The organism is Stenotrophomonas sp. CCNWLW57 (assembly GCF_037203925.1).
Lineage (GTDB): Bacteria > Pseudomonadota > Gammaproteobacteria > Xanthomonadales > Xanthomonadaceae > Stenotrophomonas > Stenotrophomonas rhizophila_A.
The window spans coordinates 641301-657199 of sequence record NZ_JBBCBJ010000001.1 but is presented as its reverse complement, the minus strand read 5'-3'; the positions used below and the strand labels follow the sequence as shown (position 1 = coordinate 657199).

The window sequence follows — 15899 nt, the reverse complement described above, 5'->3', positions numbered from 1 at the left end:
CCTTAGCCGATCACGAACAGCGGCTGGTCAAATTCGACCGGAAGGCCGTTTTCAGCCAGGATGGCCACGATGGTGCCGGAAGCATCGGCTTCGATCGGGTTGAACATCTTCATCGCTTCGATGATCGCCAGCGTTTCGCCGGCCTTGACCTGCTGGCCAATGGTGACGAAGGCCGGCTTGTCCGGTGCGGACGAGGTGTAGAAGGTGCCGACCATCGGCGAGCGCAGCACGTGGCCTTCCGGCAGCGCCGCAGCCGGCTTGGCGGTACCGCCGGTGGAGGCTTCGGTCGGCGACTGCATCGGCATCGCCTGGGCGGCCGGCTGGGCCGGGGCCGGGGCCATCATCATCTGCGGCTGGGCCTGCACCATGCCGTAGCCCGACACCGGGGCGCGCGACAGGCGGACGGATTCTTCGCCTTCCTTGATTTCGATTTCGGCAAGGTTCGACTCTTCCAACAGGTCGATCAGCTTCTTGATTTTGCGGAGATCCATAGGGGCCTCTGGTGTTTGATGTCAGTGTGGTGGGAAGCGCGGAGCGCTCGGGTCAATGGGGTTTCAGGCGGCGGCCAGCCGCACCAGCGCCGCGTCCATCGCGTAGCGGTAGCTGTCGGCGCCAAAGCCGCAGATCACGCCGACCGCCTTGTCGCTGAAGTAACTGTGCTGGCGGAACGGTTCGCGGGCGTGCGGGTTGGACAGGTGGATTTCGATGAACGGCACATCCACCGCCGCCAGCGCATCGCGCAGGGCGACCGAGGTGTGGGTGAACGCAGCCGGATTGATCAGGATGAAGGTGGTACCGTCGGTACGGGCGGCCTGCACCCTGTCCACCAGCACGTGCTCGGCGTTGGACTGCAGGCTTTCCACCGCGTGCCCGGCGCCCTGCGCCTGGGCCAGCAGGGCCTGGTCGATCTGCGCCAGCGTGGTGTGCCCATACACCCCCGGCTCGCGCGTACCGAGCAGGTTGAGGTTGGGGCCATGCAGGACCAGCAGTTTCGCCATGGGAGCCAGAGAACAGGAAAGGGCGGAGTCTGGCGGAACTGGTGGATCGTGTCCAGTTCGGCGAAGTTACGGGTGTTTCAAGCAACCGTTTGAATCTCTGGCGGATCGCTTGGGGCGCGGGCGATGTCGCACCTCGACCGCCGCAGATGCCGCCCCAGCGTTCCGTTCATGGCACTGGTGTTCCGGGAGAGCGATATTACCTTTAGTAGGTAACGTCACTCCGGGAGCATTCCCCATGCACAGCCTGATCGTAGTTGCCCACCCCGAACCCGGCTCACTCACCCACGCGGTGGCGAGCCGGATCGGCGACGCCATCCTCGCCGCCAGCACCGGCAACACGGTGGAGATCGCCGACCTGGCTGCGGAGGGCTTCGACCCCCGCTTCAACCAGGCCGACAACGCCTTGTTCCGCCAAACCGCAGCGCCGCCGGAGGATGTGGCCGCCGAACATACCCGGATTGATCGGGCGGACGCGCTGGTGCTGGTCTATCCACTGTACTGGTGGTCATTCCCGGCACTGCTCAAAGGCTGGATCGACCGCGTGTTCACCCAGGGCTGGGCCTATGCCGAGAGTCCGGATGGCAAGGTGGTCAAGAAGCTGCAGCGCCTGCAGGTGCACCTGGTGGGACTGGGGGGCGCGGACGCGGCCATGATCGAGCGGCGTGGCTACGGCACCGCGATGAAGACGCAGATCGACATGGGCATCTTTGATTACTGCGGCGCACGCGTGCAGTCGTCCACGCTGCTGCTGGAATCGGACAGTGGTTCCGCAGAAGCGCACCTGCGCACCGCGGCGGACATCGGCCGTACCATTGGTGCGTCTGCTGCCGCCTGACCGACCCTTCCGATGCCCGCACGCCCCGAACCGCCCCGTCGCCGCATGCCACGCGAACAACGCGCGCGCCAGTTGCTGGATGTGGCGTGGGCGCTGGTGGGCGAAGAGGGAACCGATGCGCTGTCGCTCGGGCGCCTGGCCGAAGCTGCCGGTGTCACCAAGCCGGTAGCCTACGACCACTTCATCACCCGCAATGGCCTGCTGGCTGCGCTCTACCAGGACTACGACCAGCGCCAGACTGCGGTGTTTGAAGCGCGCATCGGCAAGGCCAGGGCGCAGTTGAAGGATCGCGCCCATGCCATTGCCGGTGGCTACATCGACTGCGTGCTGTCGCAGGGCAGCGAGATCCAGGGAATCCTCGCTGCCCTCGCGGGGTCACCCGAGTTGATGGAGGTAAAGCGGCGGTACCAGCAGGAGTTCATCGCCAAGTGCGCGGAATGGGTGGGTGGCTTCGCCACCGGCAGCGAAGTACCAGATGCGGGCTACTGGGCGATCCTGGGCGCGGCGGAGTCGCTCTCCGAAGCGGTCGCCGCCGGGGTGGTTGAGCACGCGGTGGCGGAGGCAGAGCTGGTGCGGCTGATCGTGTCGACCATCAAGCGCAGCTGATAGATCCCTCCGCGGCGACCAGTGCGCTGGCGGGCCAAGGGAATTCCCGTCCCTCAGCCCTGACGACCCCGCCCTCTCCTGAAGAAAGCATGCCACCGTTTCGGCGCAACGGCCTGCTGACGTGCATACAGACGCACACCCGGCACTGACAGCGCAACGTCGGTGCCTCGTGCTGGCCTGGAGCACATGCGCAGGGTGCCGCCCAGGCGCGCTGACCGCTCGTGCATTCCCTGCACGCCCCAGCGACCCTGCTTCACGGTGCCCTCCACCATGCCCCGGCCGTTGTCGCGTACCCGCAGGCAGAAGGTGTGGCCGAAACTCAGCTCAATGTCGATGTCCGTGGCGGCCGAATGCGCCAGCGCATTGCGGATTGCCTCGCGGCCGATCAGGAACACTTCTTCGGCGGCGGCGTCGTTCAGGCGCGGCGCTTCGCCCGAGACCACCACCCGCAACCGCGTGCCCGCCGGGTTCGTCTCTTCGTTGTAGACATGGGTGAGCGCCGCAGCGAGATCGAGCCCGGCGCCGGTGTCACGGCGCAGCGAAGCGACGCGTTCCCGGCCTTCCCGGAGACTGTCTTCCGCAGCCTGCATGGCCGATTCAAGCCGCGCCTGCGCCTCGTCCGGAAGGGACGGCATGGCGCTGATCGCGTGCAGCCGCAACAACAGGCCCTGGCCGCCCTGCAACAGGGTGTCGTGCAGGTCGCGGGCAATGCGCTCACGTTCCTCCAGCCGCTCTTCGTAGCGCGCCTTGACCAGGGCGGTGATGTGGCGGCCCCGCATGCGCGCGGCCGCAGCGACGAGCACCACCAGCGCGATCAACAGCAGCCCGCGGAACCAGAACGTCTGCGTCAGCAGCGGCTCGATCCGGAAGGCACGCGCGGTTGGGGCGCTCCCCCATACGCCGTCTTCGTTGGCAGCCAGCACCTCGAACGTGTAGCTGCCCGGTCCTAGGTTGGTGTAGTACGCCGTGGTGGCGCTGCCGGCGTCGCGCCAGCCGGAGTCCACGCCGGAAAGCCGGTACCGGTAGCGGTTGCGTTCCGGGCGGGCCAGCGACTGGGCGACGAAGTCGATCTGCAGCTGGGTGATGCCCGCGGGAACCACGGTGCCGTCGCGCAGGGGCAGGGTTTCATCACCGAAATGCACATCGCCGATGCGCGCGCTGGGGGCGGCGCGCGTGCGGTGGAGGCGGGTGGTATCCAGCCACGCCAGGCCCTGGTTGGTTGCAAGCCACAGCAGTCCATCCTTCGAAAGTTGCGCGGTGGGAATCGGGCCGCTCTGCAGCGCGATACCGGGCATGCCATCGACGTCATCGAACAGCCTCGGCGAGACGGCGTTTCCGGTGCGCGCGCTGGCGATCACATCGGCAAGATCCAGGCGCACCAGTCCGCGCCCGCCGTTCAACCACACCTGCTGGTCCGGGTCGATGACGATGCCGGTAATGCCTTCCAGCACGCCGGGAATGTCGGCGGTTACCGCGCTGAACGTACCTCCGTTGCTGCTGATGCTGAAGCCCTTCTCGCCGGCAACCAGCAGCAGGTGCTCGTGGGCAAGCACGGCGGTGACCGGCCCTGCATCGAGGCCGCGGGTCGAGCCGATGCGGTGCACCCCGGTGGCATCGCGCAGGACCAGCTCGCCGCTCGCATAGCCGAACAGCAGGCCCTGCGCGCTGCCCGGTGCAATGACGGTGCAGCCGGGCAGGGTGATGCGCGCGTCCTCCGTCCAGGAGCCGCGCAGGTAATGCACGACGCGGTTCTCGCCCACGCAGGCCCAGGCCTCTTCGGCGCCCGGAAAATGCAGTGCCTGCGGTTGCAGGCCGCGTGCAGTGCCGGGGAACTGCACTACCTCCAGCGCCGTTCCCCTGCGCCGGGCGAGGCTGGTCCATTCGAACTGCCACAGCGGGCGGGTGTCCCTCAATGCCGCGCGCTGCAGACCGGCCCGATCCAGGCCAAGGCCATGGCGGTCGAGGTCATACGGCACCATGTCTTCGCCATACCCGAAGAGCGCGCCGTCCGCATTCCTCGCCAGGATGCGGTAAGGATCGTTGGGCCCTTCCGTGAGAGTGCGCACGCTCTGCGCGCGGAAGCGGTTGAGGCCGAGATTGGTACCTACCCACACGTTGCCTTCGCGATCCTCGAAGACCGGCACGGCCGAGGTGGAGGTCAGCCCCTGCGGAACATCGAAGCGCTCCATGCGCACCGCGTGCTTGCCGTCGAACAGCACCCGCAGGATGCCGCCGCCCCCGCGCATGGGCGCCCACATGGCGCCGTCCGAGGTGAAATGCAGGCGGCTGGCCAGCACGTCCGGAAGCAGGCGGGCCTGCCGTTCAGCGGCGGGGAGCAGGCCGTTGGCATCGGCGATGGGCACCGCACCGCGGCGCCGGTCGGCCAGCCAGATCTCGCCCGACGGGCTTTCGGCCAGCGTCGCCATCAAGGAGACCTCGATGCCGGTGGGGACGAACGCAGCGCCGCCCTTGGGAATGAACCACACCTTCTGGCCGACCAGCGCCCAGAACCGGCCCCGCGAATCGTTGAGCAGCCAGTGCGCGTGGCGCTCGGGCAGGCCCATGGATGCGGGCGGTTTCTCCCAGCGCGTGCCGTTGAACCGGCGCAGGCCTTCGTCAACCGCTGCCCAGAGCACGCCGTTGCTGTCGTACGCAAACCCCGACACCACGCCTGGCGGCACCCCGTCCTTGCGCTGGTAAGAGCGCAGGGTGCCGTCGCTGCCCAGATGGGCGATGCCGGCGTGGTAATACCCCAACCACAGGCCACCGCTCCTGTCGCCAAGCAGGGTCACCAGGTTGAGCGAGGGCTGCGCAGCACCGGCGTTCGTCTGCTGACGTACGAACCGGTGCCCATCGAAGCTGTACAGCCCGGAGCCTGTCGCCAGCCACAGCGTGCCGTTGGGGTCCTGCTGGATGTCCCAGATATCGCCCGGTGCGCCCTGGCCGGCCCGCCACGCGGTGTGGTGGTAGCCGGTAAACCCGGTGCCGGGCGACGGATGCTGTTGCGCAAGACCCGGCGGAGACAGGGTGAAAAGAACAACCAGCAGCAGCGCACGCATGGCGTGGCCGGGGAACGAAGACAACAGGGGCATGCGGTGAACTACGGGGCCGGGGCAGGGGCCCGCTGCGGTGAGGACCGCAGCGGGACGCGCCGGAGCTTATCACCCGGCGCTGGGCGGCACCGGCGTGTTGAGCAGCTGCTGCTCCCATAGGTAGGCGATGCCACTGCCGGCGGCGTGCTGCTTGAATACCTCGGTCACTTCGGCCACGTGATCCAGCCGTGCCCAGTCGCGCTGCCATTCGCCAGCCAGGGCCATCCAGGTCATCACGTTGGCGCCGGCGGCGATCATGCGCTGGATGGCAACCTGGTGCGCTTCCACCGATACCGCGCCACATGCATCGGTAATAACGGTGACATCCCAGCCCTCGCCGAGCGCCTGGATGACCGGCATCGCTACGCAGATCTCGGTCCACAGACCCGCGATGATCAGCTGCTTGCGGCCGGTTGCCTTGACCGCATCCACCACCGCCTTGTCCTGCCAGGTGTTGATCAGGGTACGGTCGATGACCTGGTGGTCTGGAAACACATCGGTGATGTGCGGGAAGATCAGCCCGCCGCGTTCAGCGATCACGCTGGTGAGGATGGTGGGAACGCGGTAAGCCTTGGCGGTCTTGGCCAGGGCCGTGGCACTGTTCACCACGGCATGCGGGTCGTGGCTGTTGAGGTTGGCCAGCTGGTAGGGCTGGTGGTCGATGAGCACGAGGACGGAATCTTCGGGGCGAAGCAGCGAGTCGAGGCCATTGCGGAAGGTCATGGATGCATCCTGTGTGGGTGGGGCAGAACAAGCCCAAACCTTGTCATTCCCCTCCGTGAGGCGGTAGCCGCGTTCCGTGCCAAGCTGTGTCGCGGAAAGTGGAACGCGCGTTGGGCCATTGCTGTGTCAGGCTGGTGGGCGAACCCGGGAGGAACGGCGTGGATATCGAAGACCTGCGGACATTCGTGGAAGTGGCCAGCGCCGGTGGCGTGTCACCGGCGGCGCGTCGACTCGGCGTGGCCAAGTCGATCGTCAGCCGACGACTTGGGCGCCTCGAAGACGAGCTGGGCGTGCAACTGCTGGCGCGGACCACGCGCGGTGCATCGCTGACCGAGGCCGGTGCCACGTTCCGTATCCACGCGGCCAAGGCCTGCGCGGAGATCGATGCGGCGCGCGATGCCATCCTGCCCAGTGGCGACCTGCGCGGGCGGCTGCGCGTTGCAGCGCCGCTGACCTTTGGTCCCACCCACTTCGCACCGGTCTTCGCGGACCTGGCACGGCGACATCCCCAGCTGCACGTGCATGCTACTTACAGCGATCGCTTCGTCGATCTGGTGGGAGAAGGCTATGACTGTGCGATCCGCGTGGGGTATCTGCAGGATTCCAACCTGATCGCGCGCTGCGTCGGGCCGCTCCACGGCGGCCTGGTCGCCAGCCCGGGCTATGTCACCGCGAACGGCTCCCCGCAGTCGCCGGACCAGCTGGCCGACCACGAGGCGCTGATGCAGGGCACCGAAGCGTGGCAGTTCATGGACGGCGACAGCGTGGTGACGGTGCATCCGCGTGGTCGCTTCAAGGCCGACAACGGTACCGCGCTGCTTGCCGCCGCCCTGGCCGGCCTCGGCATCGCGTGGCTGCCCGATGGCATCACCCGTGAGCACCTGGATGCGGGTGCGCTGGTGCCGGTCATGCCGCGCCATCCGCCACCGCCGGCCGGCATCTATGTCGTCAGGCCGCCGGGCCAGCACCCGTCATTGAAGGTGCGGGCGCTCACCGAGCTGCTGATTGCGTGTTTCGATCTGGCGCCTCTGCCAGTGAAGCATTCGCGGTAGTGCCTCAGGCTGGCCGCGTCGGGGCCATCATCTGCGCTGTTTGATCGCGTGCCCGGCGGGAAAGAAGCGCCCGCCCAGCCCCAACGCCACGCGGACCAGCAGCACCAGCACGGGTACTTCGACCAGTGGCCCGATGACGGCGGCAAAGGCCACCGGGGAGGCAAGCCCGAAAGCAGCGATGGCAACGGCGATGGCCAGTTCAAAGTTGTTACCGGCGGCAGTGAAGGCTATGGCCGTGGTACGCGGATAATCCCTTGCGATGAGCCGCCCCATGAAGAAGCTGAGGCCGAACTGGATGATGAAATAGAGCGTGAGCGGAATGGCGATGCGCACCGCATCGAACGGAAGGCGCAGCACGTCGGCGCCCTTCAGGCTGAACATCGCCACGATGGTGAGCAGCAGTGCGACCAGCGTGATCGGGCTGATCGCCGGCAGGAAGCGCTCTTCGTACCAGCGTTCGCCCCTGGCGGCCCGCAGCCAGCGACGGGTGAGGTAGCCGGCGAGGAATGGAACGCCCAGGTAGATCAGCACCGCTTCGGCGATGGTCCACATGCTGACGTTGACCACGCTTCCCTGCAGGCCGAACATCGGTGGCAGCCAGGAAAGGAAGAACCAGGCGTACACGCTGAAAAACAGGATCTGGAAGATCGAGTTGAAGGCCACCAGCCCGGCCACGTACTGGTTGTCGCCGCGTGCAAGCTGGTTCCACACCAGCACCATGGCAATGCAGCGGGCCAGCCCGATCAGGATAAGCCCGGTCATGTACTCGGGGGAATCGCGCAGGAACAGCACCGCCAGGCCGAACATGAGGCACGGCCCCACGATCCAGTTCTGCAGCAGCGAGAGCGCCAGCACCCGTTTGTCGGCAAACACCTCTGGCAGCGCCTCGTACTTCACCTTGGCCAGCGGCGGATACATCATCAGGATCAGGCCGATGGCAATCGGTACGTTGGTCGTGCCGATCGACAGGCGGTTCAGCGCGGTGGGAACGTCGTGGAACAGTGCACCGAGGCCCACGCCCACCGCCATCGCGATGAATATCCACAGCGTCAGATATCGATCGAGGAAGGACAGGCGGGAGGTCTCCATGCGCATGGAAGGGAATCAGCAGCAGCCAGGCCGCTCGGACGGTGTGTCGTCAGCGCAGCAGTTCTCGGTGAGGTAGCCCACCAAGGCGTTCATCGCAGTGAAGTTCGCCCGATAGCAGATGGACCGGCCCAGGTGTTCGGCGCTGATCAGCTTGGCGGCTGACAGTGCCTTCAAGTGGAAAGACAGCGTCGCGCCAGGCAGGTTGAGTGCCTGGGCGATATCGCCCGCCAGTTTGCCGCCCGTACCGGCCTGTACCAGGAGACGGTAGATGGACAGGCGGGTGGCATGGCTCAGGGCGGCGAGGGCCCGGGTTGCGCGCTTATGTTCCATAATTCTAGAATAATGGAAATAGTACGACACGACAAACCATGACTGACCTTCGCTGCTGCCGGCGTCGTCGTAACCGTTCTTGATGAGGAGGGCACATGAAGGCCGTCATCTACCACAACCCGAAATGCGGCACCTCGCGCAACACGCTGGCGATGATCCGGCATGCGGGGATCGAACCTGAGGTGATCGAATACCTGGTCGATCCGCCAAGCCGTGCGCGCCTGGTCGAACTGATCAATGCCGCCGGCGTGAACGTACGCGGCGCCATCCGCCAGAAAGAGAAGCGCTACCTGGAATTGGGGCTGGACGATGTTGCGCTCAGCGATGATGCATTGCTGGATGCGCTGATGGACAACCCGATCCTGATCGAACGGCCGTGGGTGCAGACCGATCTGGGAACGCGCCTGTGTCGGCCTTCCGAGGTCGTCCTGGAAATTCTTCCGACCGTCACCGCGCCCTTCGCCAAGGAAGACGGTGAGGTGGTGATCGATCAGGACGGCAAGCGGGTTTACTGATCACCGCCGTAGTGCAGCCAGGGTCAGCCCTGTTGGAGCCGAGAACATGTTGTCCTTCAAGCAGATGGCATTGAACGCAGAGGTCATTGCGTTGCTTCAACGCGTCGGGTTGCCCACCGAAGACCTCGACCCGGTGTCCACCACGTTCTGCGGTATGTGGGAAGACGAAATGCTGTGCGGGGTCATCGCGATCGAGCCGTACCACGGTGTCGGACTGCTGAGGTCGCTCGCGGTCAGCCCCGCGTTTCGAGGCCGCGGCCAGGGTGAGGTGCTGGTGGGCAAGGCGGAGGAGCTTGCCCGCCGCGTGGGCGTGGAGGAGCTTTATCTGCTTACGGTCTCTTCCAGCACCCTGTTCGAGCGCTGCGGCTTTGCCCACGTTGCACGGGACGATGTCCCCGTTTCGATTCGGGAAACAGAGCAGTTTTCCGGCCTGTGCCCGGCGACCTGCGCGGTCATGCGAAAGCGGATCTGATACGCATCGCCCGCCGCATGGCGGGCGATGGTCGCAGGCTGCGCTTACTTCGCCGCCAGCCGCTTCAGCAGCACGGCGGCGGTCTCAGCGGACGACGCGGGGTTCTGCCCGGTGATCAGCAGGCCATCGCTGACCACGTACGAGCCCCAGTCCGGCCCGTTCGAGTAGTCGCCGCCCAGCGCCTTGAGCGTGTCTTCGACCAGGAAGGGCACCACGTCGGTCAGGCCGACGCCGGCTTCCTCGCTGTTGGTGAAACCGGTGACCTTCCGGCCCTGCACCAGCGGGTTGCCGTTGGCGGCCTTGACGTGGCGAAGCACGCCCGGGGCGTGGCAGACCAGCGCGACCGGCTTTTCGGCGGCGATGAACGATTCGATCAGCGCGATGGACTGGCTGTCTTCGGCCAGGTCCCAGAGTGGCCCATGGCCACCGGGATAGAACACGGTGTCGAAGTCGGCCTGCGAAACGCTGTCCAGGCGAACGGTGCTGGCCAGTTGTGCGGTCGCCGCCGCATCGGCCTCGAAGCGACGGGTGAGGTCGGTCTGGAAGTCGGGCTCGTTGCTTTTTGGATCAAGCGGCGGCTGCCCGCCGTTGGGCGAGGCCAGGGTGATGGTGGCGCCCGCGTCCTGGAACGCGTAGTAGGGCGCGGCGAGTTCTTCGAGCCAGAAGCCGGTCTTGCGACCGGTGTTGCCAAGCGCGTCGTGGGAGGTGAGGACGATCAATACCTTCATGGGGAACGGTTCCTGGTAGATGGAGGATTACAGTAGACCGGTCGTCTAGAATGCCGGCGTGAAAAAACGCCCACAGGGCGTGAAGTACCTGCGGCCTGGGGTCAGGCCGCCGGGTGGAGAATCTGTTGCGTGGTCCGCCACGCGGTGTCGAAGGGCTGGGTATCGCGCACGATTTTCACCATCAGGCTCGCCCCCAACCACAGCGCGTAGAGGCTCTGCGCCACTGCGTCGGGTTTGCCGGTGAAGGCAAACGAACCCTCGGCGGTGCCCGCTTCCAGTACATGCGCCAGCCGCTCGATGATGCCGGCGGTGCCCCGCTGCAGCGTTGTGCGCATGCTGTGGGACAGGTCTGCCACTTCGGCGCCGAGTTTCACCGCCAGGCACTTGCCCTGGCAGTCCTCGAACGACTGGTTGTCCTTCCAGGCGGCGAAATACGCCTCCAACTGCTGCGCGCGGTTCTTCCCGGGCTGGGCAAAGGTACGGTCCATGTCGGCCAGATAGGCCGCGAAGTAGTCGTCAAGCAGGGCGTCGCCGAAGGCTTCCTTGGACGCGAAGTAGTGGTAGAACGAGCCTTTCGGTACGCCTGCGGCACTCAGCACTTCATTCAAGCCCACCGCCGAGAAGCCCTTGCCGCCCATGATGCGCTGACCGGTGGACAGGATCCTGTCGCGGACGTCGGTGCTTTCAGTGGCTGCGATCGGGCTCATGGACCGCACTTTACTCTCGATTAGACCGGTCGTCTAGTGTCGCGACTCTGTCGGCCGGCGCCCAGGCTAGCTGGCCTTCCGGCTGCAGCCCAACGCACGCTCCACGTGGGCCAGCAGGTCGTCTATCTCGAACGGCTTGGCGATGAAGGGCACCGCCTTGTGTGCGGCGGGCACCGCCTGCAGGTACACGGCGGACGCAAACAGATACGGTGTGCCCAGACGCGCAAGGCGATCAGCAACCGGAAACACGGCGCCGTCGCGCAGCTCAACGTCCAGGATCGCCGCGTCGAACGGCTGGTCGGCAATGGCGAACAGGGCATCGGTCACCGAGTAGGCCGGAACGACCGTGTAGCCCGCGCCACTGAGTACTTCAATGAAGAGTCTCGACAGCTCGATTTCATCCTCGACCACCAGGATGACCTTGTTTGTACGTGATGACGCCAGGGTGCTCATGAAGTGCGCAGGAACGGTAGATACGCCTAAGGTCTACCTTCAGGTGTCAACGCGGCGGAAAGTCCTCTAGTCGCGGTCTTCATCGCAGCGGTCGACCACGCTGCGGGCAATGCGGGCCGAACCGCAGTAGAAGTACGGTTTTTGGCGCGCGGGGCCATTGCTACGCTCCAGCTTTCCGCGTTGGAGATCCCGCCGTGAATCACGACGTCACGCGTAAGTCCCACTTCGCCCTCCCGTTGGTCGCCCTCGCGTTCGCGGTGGCCTTATCCGCCTGCCGACGGGAGCCGGACGCGCCCGCCGCAGATGCAGCCAGTGCGCCACCGGCGCCTGCTTCATCAACGGTGCCACCCGCACCGCCGTCCGCAGAACCCAACCGCGCGCCAGAACCCGGAAGCGTGCCGGTGACCGCCGACAACTTCGTGCGCGCCGAATCCGATCGCTATCTCGGCGCGCTGGTGAAGGAGCAGGGACTGGGCAAGCTGTTCCATCATCGCGAACCGGCATCGATCGACAGCCAGACCGTGGTCCGTTTGAATCGCGACACGCTGTACTCCAGCGCGGTGTTCGACCTCGATGCCGGCCCGGTCACGATCACGCTCCCCGATGCGGGTGATCGCTTCATGTCCATGCAGGTCATCGACGAGGACCAGTACACCACCCAGGTCAACTACACGCCCGGCGACTACACGCTCAGCCGTGGCAAGGACGGCACCCGCTACGTGGTGGTCGCCCTTCGAACGCTGGTGGATCCATCCAGCCCGGAGGATGTCGCAAAGGTGCACGCGCTGCAGGATGCGATCAAGGTCCAGCAGGCTGCGCCGGGCAGCTTCGAGGTACCGAAGTGGGACACGGTGAGCCAGGACAAGGTGCGCGCCGCACTGCTGACGCTGGCATCCACGCTGCCCGACACCCGGCACATGTTCGGCACCCGCGACACGGTCGACCCGGTGCGCCGCGTGATCGGTGCCGCCTCGGCCTGGGGCGGCAACCCTGACAAGGACGCGATGTACCTCAACGTGGTGCCGGCCCGGAACGATGGCAGCACCGTGTACCGGCTGCAGGTGGCCGATGTGCCCGTGGACGGGTTCTGGTCGGTGAGCCTGTACAACGCCGACGGGTACTACGAAAAAAACCCGCAGAACGCCTACACGCTCAACAACCTCACCGCGAAGAAGAGCGCCGACGGCTCGATCGACATCCAGTTCGGTGGCTGCGATGGCCAGGTGCCCAACTGCCTGCCCACCATGGCCGGCTGGAACTACATGGTGCGGCTGTACCGGCCCCGTGCAGAGATCCTGGAAGGGCGCTGGACCTTCCCTGACGCCGTGCCGGTGCAATGATGCGGCCAACGGCTACCACCCGGTAGCCGTTGAGCGGCAGCCTGCCGCCGAACAGGCAGCGGTGTTTGTGACCACGACGAAGCATGCACCGGGGGCACCGTCGTCCGCTGAAAGCGCGATGGACCACCCATGGGACAGGCAGATCTCCATGCAGATCGCCAGTCCCAGACCAGCGCCATCGCCGTCCTTTGCGTTGCCGCGCCAGAAGCGCTTGAACAGCATCGAACGGTCGGCAACGCCAACGCCCTGGCCGGCATCGCGCACGTGGAAACGATCCGGCTCCACCACGATCCGAACCATGCTGCCCTGGGGCGCATGATTCAGCGCATTCTCCAGCAGGTTCTTCACCAGCACGAACAGCGCGCCCGCATCCGCCTCCACCGGCGGGAACTCCGCGCCCTCGGTAGTGACCAGCACATCCACCCCGCGTTGATCGGCGACCCGTGACAGGTAATCGACGGCGTCATCGATCACGCTGCGCACCTGCACCGGTGCAAACGTGTAGTTATGTCCCTCGCTGACCTCGGCCAAGTGCAGCAGCTGGTGCACCTGCCGCGCCATCTGCGCGGTGTCGCGGAGCAGCAACGCGGTGTTGGGGGCGCCGCTGAGCTCGATTTCGGCCTGCAGCAGTGCCAGCGGTGTCTTCAGCTCGTGCGCCGCCGAGGCAAGGAATTCCTGCTGCACCCGGAAGCCCTGTTCCAGGCGTTCCAGCGCGGCATTGAAGGCGTCGATCAAGGGCACGACTTCCGATGGCAGGCCTTCGCTGTGCAAGCGTGTGCCCAGGTTGCGCGGGCCCACCCGTGCCGCCACACGCGAGGCCTGGCGAAGTGGACGAACCATCCGGTTGACGATGAAGTAGATCACGGCAGTGAAGGTCAGCAATGCCAACACCACCACCGCCGCCCCGGCGCGCAGGTACAGCTTGGAGGCGTGGTCTTTCAGGGTTGCCACCAGGCGGTCGCTGCGCGCGATGCGGGCGTGGTAGGTGCGGCCTGCGTGCTCGAATGCCGCGTCGGCCACCCGCAGGTGAACGTCACCGTCGGGTGCGGCGACCGTCATTGCGGGCGCGCCCGCCGGCAGCGCCGACAGCGTCTGCAGGGCCGGGCCGTCCTGGCTGGTGGCGACGGTATGGCCGTGCTGGTCGGTCAGGCGGTACGCGGCGTCGTTGCGCATGGCGGCATAGACGTTGCCGACCTCGGGCGACAGTTCCAGGGTTACGGCGCCGTCGGCGCCGACCCGCATGCCCTCCCTGAGCTCCACCACTTCTTCGGCGAGTTCCTCGCGCACCATGTCTTCCAGGGAGCTGGTGCGAAGCATCAGCATCACGGCCGCCGCAGCGGTGGCTGCGGCGAGCAGCGCCACCAGCGTGGCCAGCATCAAGCGTGCGCTGAGGCTACGCGGCAGCATCGGCAGGCCGCAGGGCAAAGCCAAGGTTGCGTACGTTCACTACGGACAGCGTTGAATCGATTGCGCCCAGCTTGCGCCGCAGTCGATGCAGGGCAACATCCAGCGCGTTGGGGGTGACCGCTTCGCTCACCCCCCATGCCGCGGATTCCAATGCACCCCGGCGCACCACCTGGCCGGCGGCACGAACCAGCGAAATGATGATCTGCAGTTCGGCCGGTGCCAGGCTGACCTGTTCGTCACCGCAACGCATGCAACTCTCTTCGGCAACGACCCGCAGGTCGTGATGCACCAGCTGCAGGTCGCGCAGTTCGGCCGGGCGGCGCATCAATGCACGCACCCGCGCCGCCAGCTCTTCGATGGCGAAGGGTTTGGGCAGGTAGTCATCCGCACCGGCGTCCAGTCCATCCACCCGGTCGTGCAGGGCATCGCGCGCGGTCAGCATCAGGCAGGGCATGCGGTTGCCGGCCGCCCGCATCCGCCGCACCAGGTCCAGGCCATCGCCGTCAGGCAGGCCGCGGTCGATCACGGCCAGCGCATAGGCATGCTGGCCGATGGCATGCCAGGCCGTTTCCATAGTGGGGAACGTGTCGACGGCGATGCCCGCGGCACCCAGCCCACGCTCGACCAGGCTCGCCAGGCGCCCGTGGTCTTCGACCAGGGCGATCCGGTTGGGCAGGGCAGCAGGCGTGGGCTGGGACATCAGAAGCTCCGGGTGATGCCGATGCGCAGGCCGGCAGAGCCGTCCGTGTCCGGCTCGCTGAGTGGGCTGTCGGTGATTTCATCGGGCAGGAACTTGTAGTCCACCCCGCCCATCAAACGCCACTTGTTGCCCAGCGGACGGGTGAAGGCGATGCTCACCTGTGGCACCACGGCCGAGCCGGGCTGGTAGCGCGCCACGCCGCGTGCAACTTCCTCATCCAGAGTGCCGTGGTAGTAGTTGACCAGATCATCGGACATCCAGCGTACCCCGACGCCCGGAATGACGGTAGTACGGCCCCACTTCAGCGCATACGCATAGTCGGCGGCGATCTCGTAGCCACCGCTGGCATCGGTCACATCGGCCAGTGCACTCAGCTTGAACTCGCCGGCGCGGCTGCTCCAGCTTGCGGTGATGCCGGCATCCAGCCCATCATCACGGTCGTCCAGGCGCTCGGGGTCCACGCCGTTGGCCTGCAGCTCGCGGCGGCCAAGGTCCTTGATGTCGAAGCCGTCGAAACGGCCACTCAGAACGGCATCCAAGCTGAAGGTATCGCCCTGGACCACGTGCACGCCACCGGTCAAGCCGCGCCAGAAGATCCGCTCGCCTTCATAGGTAAGCAGCGGTACCGGGCGCACGCGGGTGCCTTCGCCGGCATAGGGACTCTGGCGCACGGAGGCGGCCACGCCGATCGACCAGCGATCGTCATTGGCCTTGGCGATCAGGTCACCACTGCTGGTGGTGCTCTGCGCCAGGGCGAGGGTGGGAAGCAGGAGCGGAACGGAAACCAGGTACTTGAACATGGGGCGGAACTTCCGAGGGAGGGCGGAGCGAGTCTTGCCGCCGCGGACTTAC

18 protein-coding genes are annotated in these 15899 nt (G+C 66.3%); 6 read left to right on the top strand and 12 right to left on the bottom strand.

Going from position 1 to position 15899, the window contains the following annotated elements; translation table 11 throughout:
* Window positions 1-2: 2 nt before the first annotated feature.
* Window positions 3-491: an acetyl-CoA carboxylase biotin carboxyl carrier protein gene (accB, locus tag V9K91_RS02945; protein ID WP_184125873.1), complete on the bottom strand. Its 489-nt coding sequence runs from the start codon at window positions 489-491 to the stop codon at window positions 3-5.
* Between the two features lie 63 nt (window positions 492-554).
* Window positions 555-998, bottom strand: coding sequence for a type II 3-dehydroquinate dehydratase (gene aroQ, locus V9K91_RS02940; RefSeq protein ID WP_068854220.1), 444 nt, complete (start codon window positions 996-998; stop codon window positions 555-557).
* Between the two features lie 235 nt (window positions 999-1233).
* Here aroQ and V9K91_RS02935 point away from each other — a divergent pair, with 235 nt between their 5' ends.
* The gene (locus V9K91_RS02935; protein ID WP_306987371.1) at window positions 1234-1833 is read left to right on the top strand and encodes an NAD(P)H-dependent oxidoreductase; all 600 of its coding nucleotides are present in this window, start codon (window positions 1234-1236) and stop codon (window positions 1831-1833) included.
* A gap of 12 nt (window positions 1834-1845) precedes the next feature.
* On the top strand, window positions 1846-2439 hold the full coding sequence (locus V9K91_RS02930; RefSeq protein WP_184125871.1) for a TetR/AcrR family transcriptional regulator: 594 nt from the start codon (window positions 1846-1848) through the stop codon (window positions 2437-2439).
* Between the two features lie 53 nt (window positions 2440-2492).
* Here V9K91_RS02930 and V9K91_RS02925 read toward each other — a convergent pair whose 3' ends face one another.
* Window positions 2493-5531: a sensor histidine kinase gene (locus V9K91_RS02925; protein WP_306987372.1), complete on the bottom strand. Its 3039-nt coding sequence runs from the start codon at window positions 5529-5531 to the stop codon at window positions 2493-2495.
* 69 nt (window positions 5532-5600) lie between these two features.
* Window positions 5601-6254 (bottom strand): hydrolase, encoded by a 654-nt coding sequence (locus V9K91_RS02920; protein ID WP_306987373.1) that lies wholly within the window; start codon window positions 6252-6254, stop codon window positions 5601-5603.
* A 158-nt stretch (window positions 6255-6412) separates the two neighbouring features.
* Between V9K91_RS02920 and V9K91_RS02915 the strand changes: the two genes are divergently transcribed.
* Entirely contained in the window at window positions 6413-7306 is an 894-nt protein-coding gene (locus tag V9K91_RS02915; protein WP_068854832.1) for a LysR family transcriptional regulator, read from the top strand.
* Window positions 7307-7333: 27 nt separating this feature from the next.
* On the opposite strand, the gene arsB is transcribed toward V9K91_RS02915, so the two are convergent.
* Both arsB and V9K91_RS02905 read right to left on the bottom strand, forming a co-directional pair.
* Window positions 7334-8395 carry an ACR3 family arsenite efflux transporter gene (gene arsB / locus V9K91_RS02910; RefSeq protein ID WP_249834394.1) on the bottom strand — a complete coding sequence of 354 codons (1062 nt, stop codon included), beginning with the start codon at window positions 8393-8395 and terminating at the stop codon, window positions 7334-7336.
* A 15-nt stretch (window positions 8396-8410) separates the two neighbouring features.
* Window positions 8411-8725, bottom strand: coding sequence for a metalloregulator ArsR/SmtB family transcription factor (locus tag V9K91_RS02905; RefSeq protein WP_336442794.1), 315 nt, complete (start codon window positions 8723-8725; stop codon window positions 8411-8413).
* 95 nt (window positions 8726-8820) lie between these two features.
* Between V9K91_RS02905 and arsC the strand changes: the two genes are divergently transcribed.
* On the top strand, window positions 8821-9240 hold the full coding sequence (gene arsC / locus V9K91_RS02900) for an arsenate reductase (glutaredoxin) (RefSeq protein WP_095363078.1): 420 nt from the start codon (window positions 8821-8823) through the stop codon (window positions 9238-9240).
* A gap of 46 nt (window positions 9241-9286) precedes the next feature.
* Window positions 9287-9712 carry an arsenic resistance N-acetyltransferase ArsN2 gene (gene arsN2 / locus V9K91_RS02895; protein ID WP_336442655.1) on the top strand — a complete coding sequence of 142 codons (426 nt, stop codon included), beginning with the start codon at window positions 9287-9289 and terminating at the stop codon, window positions 9710-9712.
* A 44-nt stretch (window positions 9713-9756) separates the two neighbouring features.
* On the opposite strand, the gene V9K91_RS02890 is transcribed toward arsN2, so the two are convergent.
* The 3 genes from V9K91_RS02890 to V9K91_RS02880 form a co-directional block, all read right to left on the bottom strand.
* Window positions 9757-10440, bottom strand: coding sequence for a type 1 glutamine amidotransferase domain-containing protein (locus V9K91_RS02890; protein WP_336442654.1), 684 nt, complete (start codon window positions 10438-10440; stop codon window positions 9757-9759).
* Window positions 10441-10541: 101 nt separating this feature from the next.
* Complete coding sequence (locus tag V9K91_RS02885) at window positions 10542-11147, bottom strand: TetR/AcrR family transcriptional regulator (RefSeq protein WP_336442653.1); 606 nt, start codon at window positions 11145-11147, stop codon at window positions 10542-10544.
* Between the two features lie 66 nt (window positions 11148-11213).
* Window positions 11214-11600, bottom strand: a complete 387-nt coding sequence (locus tag V9K91_RS02880) for a response regulator (RefSeq protein ID WP_068854208.1) — start codon at window positions 11598-11600, stop codon at window positions 11214-11216.
* Window positions 11601-12001: 401 nt separating this feature from the next.
* Between V9K91_RS02880 and V9K91_RS02875 the strand changes: the two genes are divergently transcribed.
* The gene (locus V9K91_RS02875; RefSeq protein ID WP_249833199.1) at window positions 12002-12940 is read left to right on the top strand and encodes a DUF1254 domain-containing protein; all 939 of its coding nucleotides are present in this window, start codon (window positions 12002-12004) and stop codon (window positions 12938-12940) included.
* 12 nt (window positions 12941-12952) lie between these two features.
* Here V9K91_RS02875 and V9K91_RS02870 read toward each other — a convergent pair whose 3' ends face one another.
* Genes V9K91_RS02870 through V9K91_RS02860 form a run of 3 tightly spaced genes read right to left on the bottom strand, consistent with a single transcriptional unit; the run spans window position 12953 to window position 15847 of the window.
* On the bottom strand, window positions 12953-14347 hold the full coding sequence (locus tag V9K91_RS02870) for an ATP-binding protein (protein WP_141236204.1): 1395 nt from the start codon (window positions 14345-14347) through the stop codon (window positions 12953-12955).
* Window positions 14334-15047: a response regulator transcription factor gene (locus V9K91_RS02865; RefSeq protein ID WP_095363071.1), complete on the bottom strand. Its 714-nt coding sequence runs from the start codon at window positions 15045-15047 to the stop codon at window positions 14334-14336. The genes V9K91_RS02870 and V9K91_RS02865 overlap by 14 nt, the downstream gene beginning before the upstream one ends.
* The gene (locus V9K91_RS02860) at window positions 15047-15847 is read right to left on the bottom strand and encodes a MipA/OmpV family protein (protein WP_095363070.1); all 801 of its coding nucleotides are present in this window, start codon (window positions 15845-15847) and stop codon (window positions 15047-15049) included. Before V9K91_RS02860 ends, V9K91_RS02865 begins: the two co-directional genes overlap by 1 nt.
* Window positions 15848-15899: the final 52 nt, after the last annotated feature.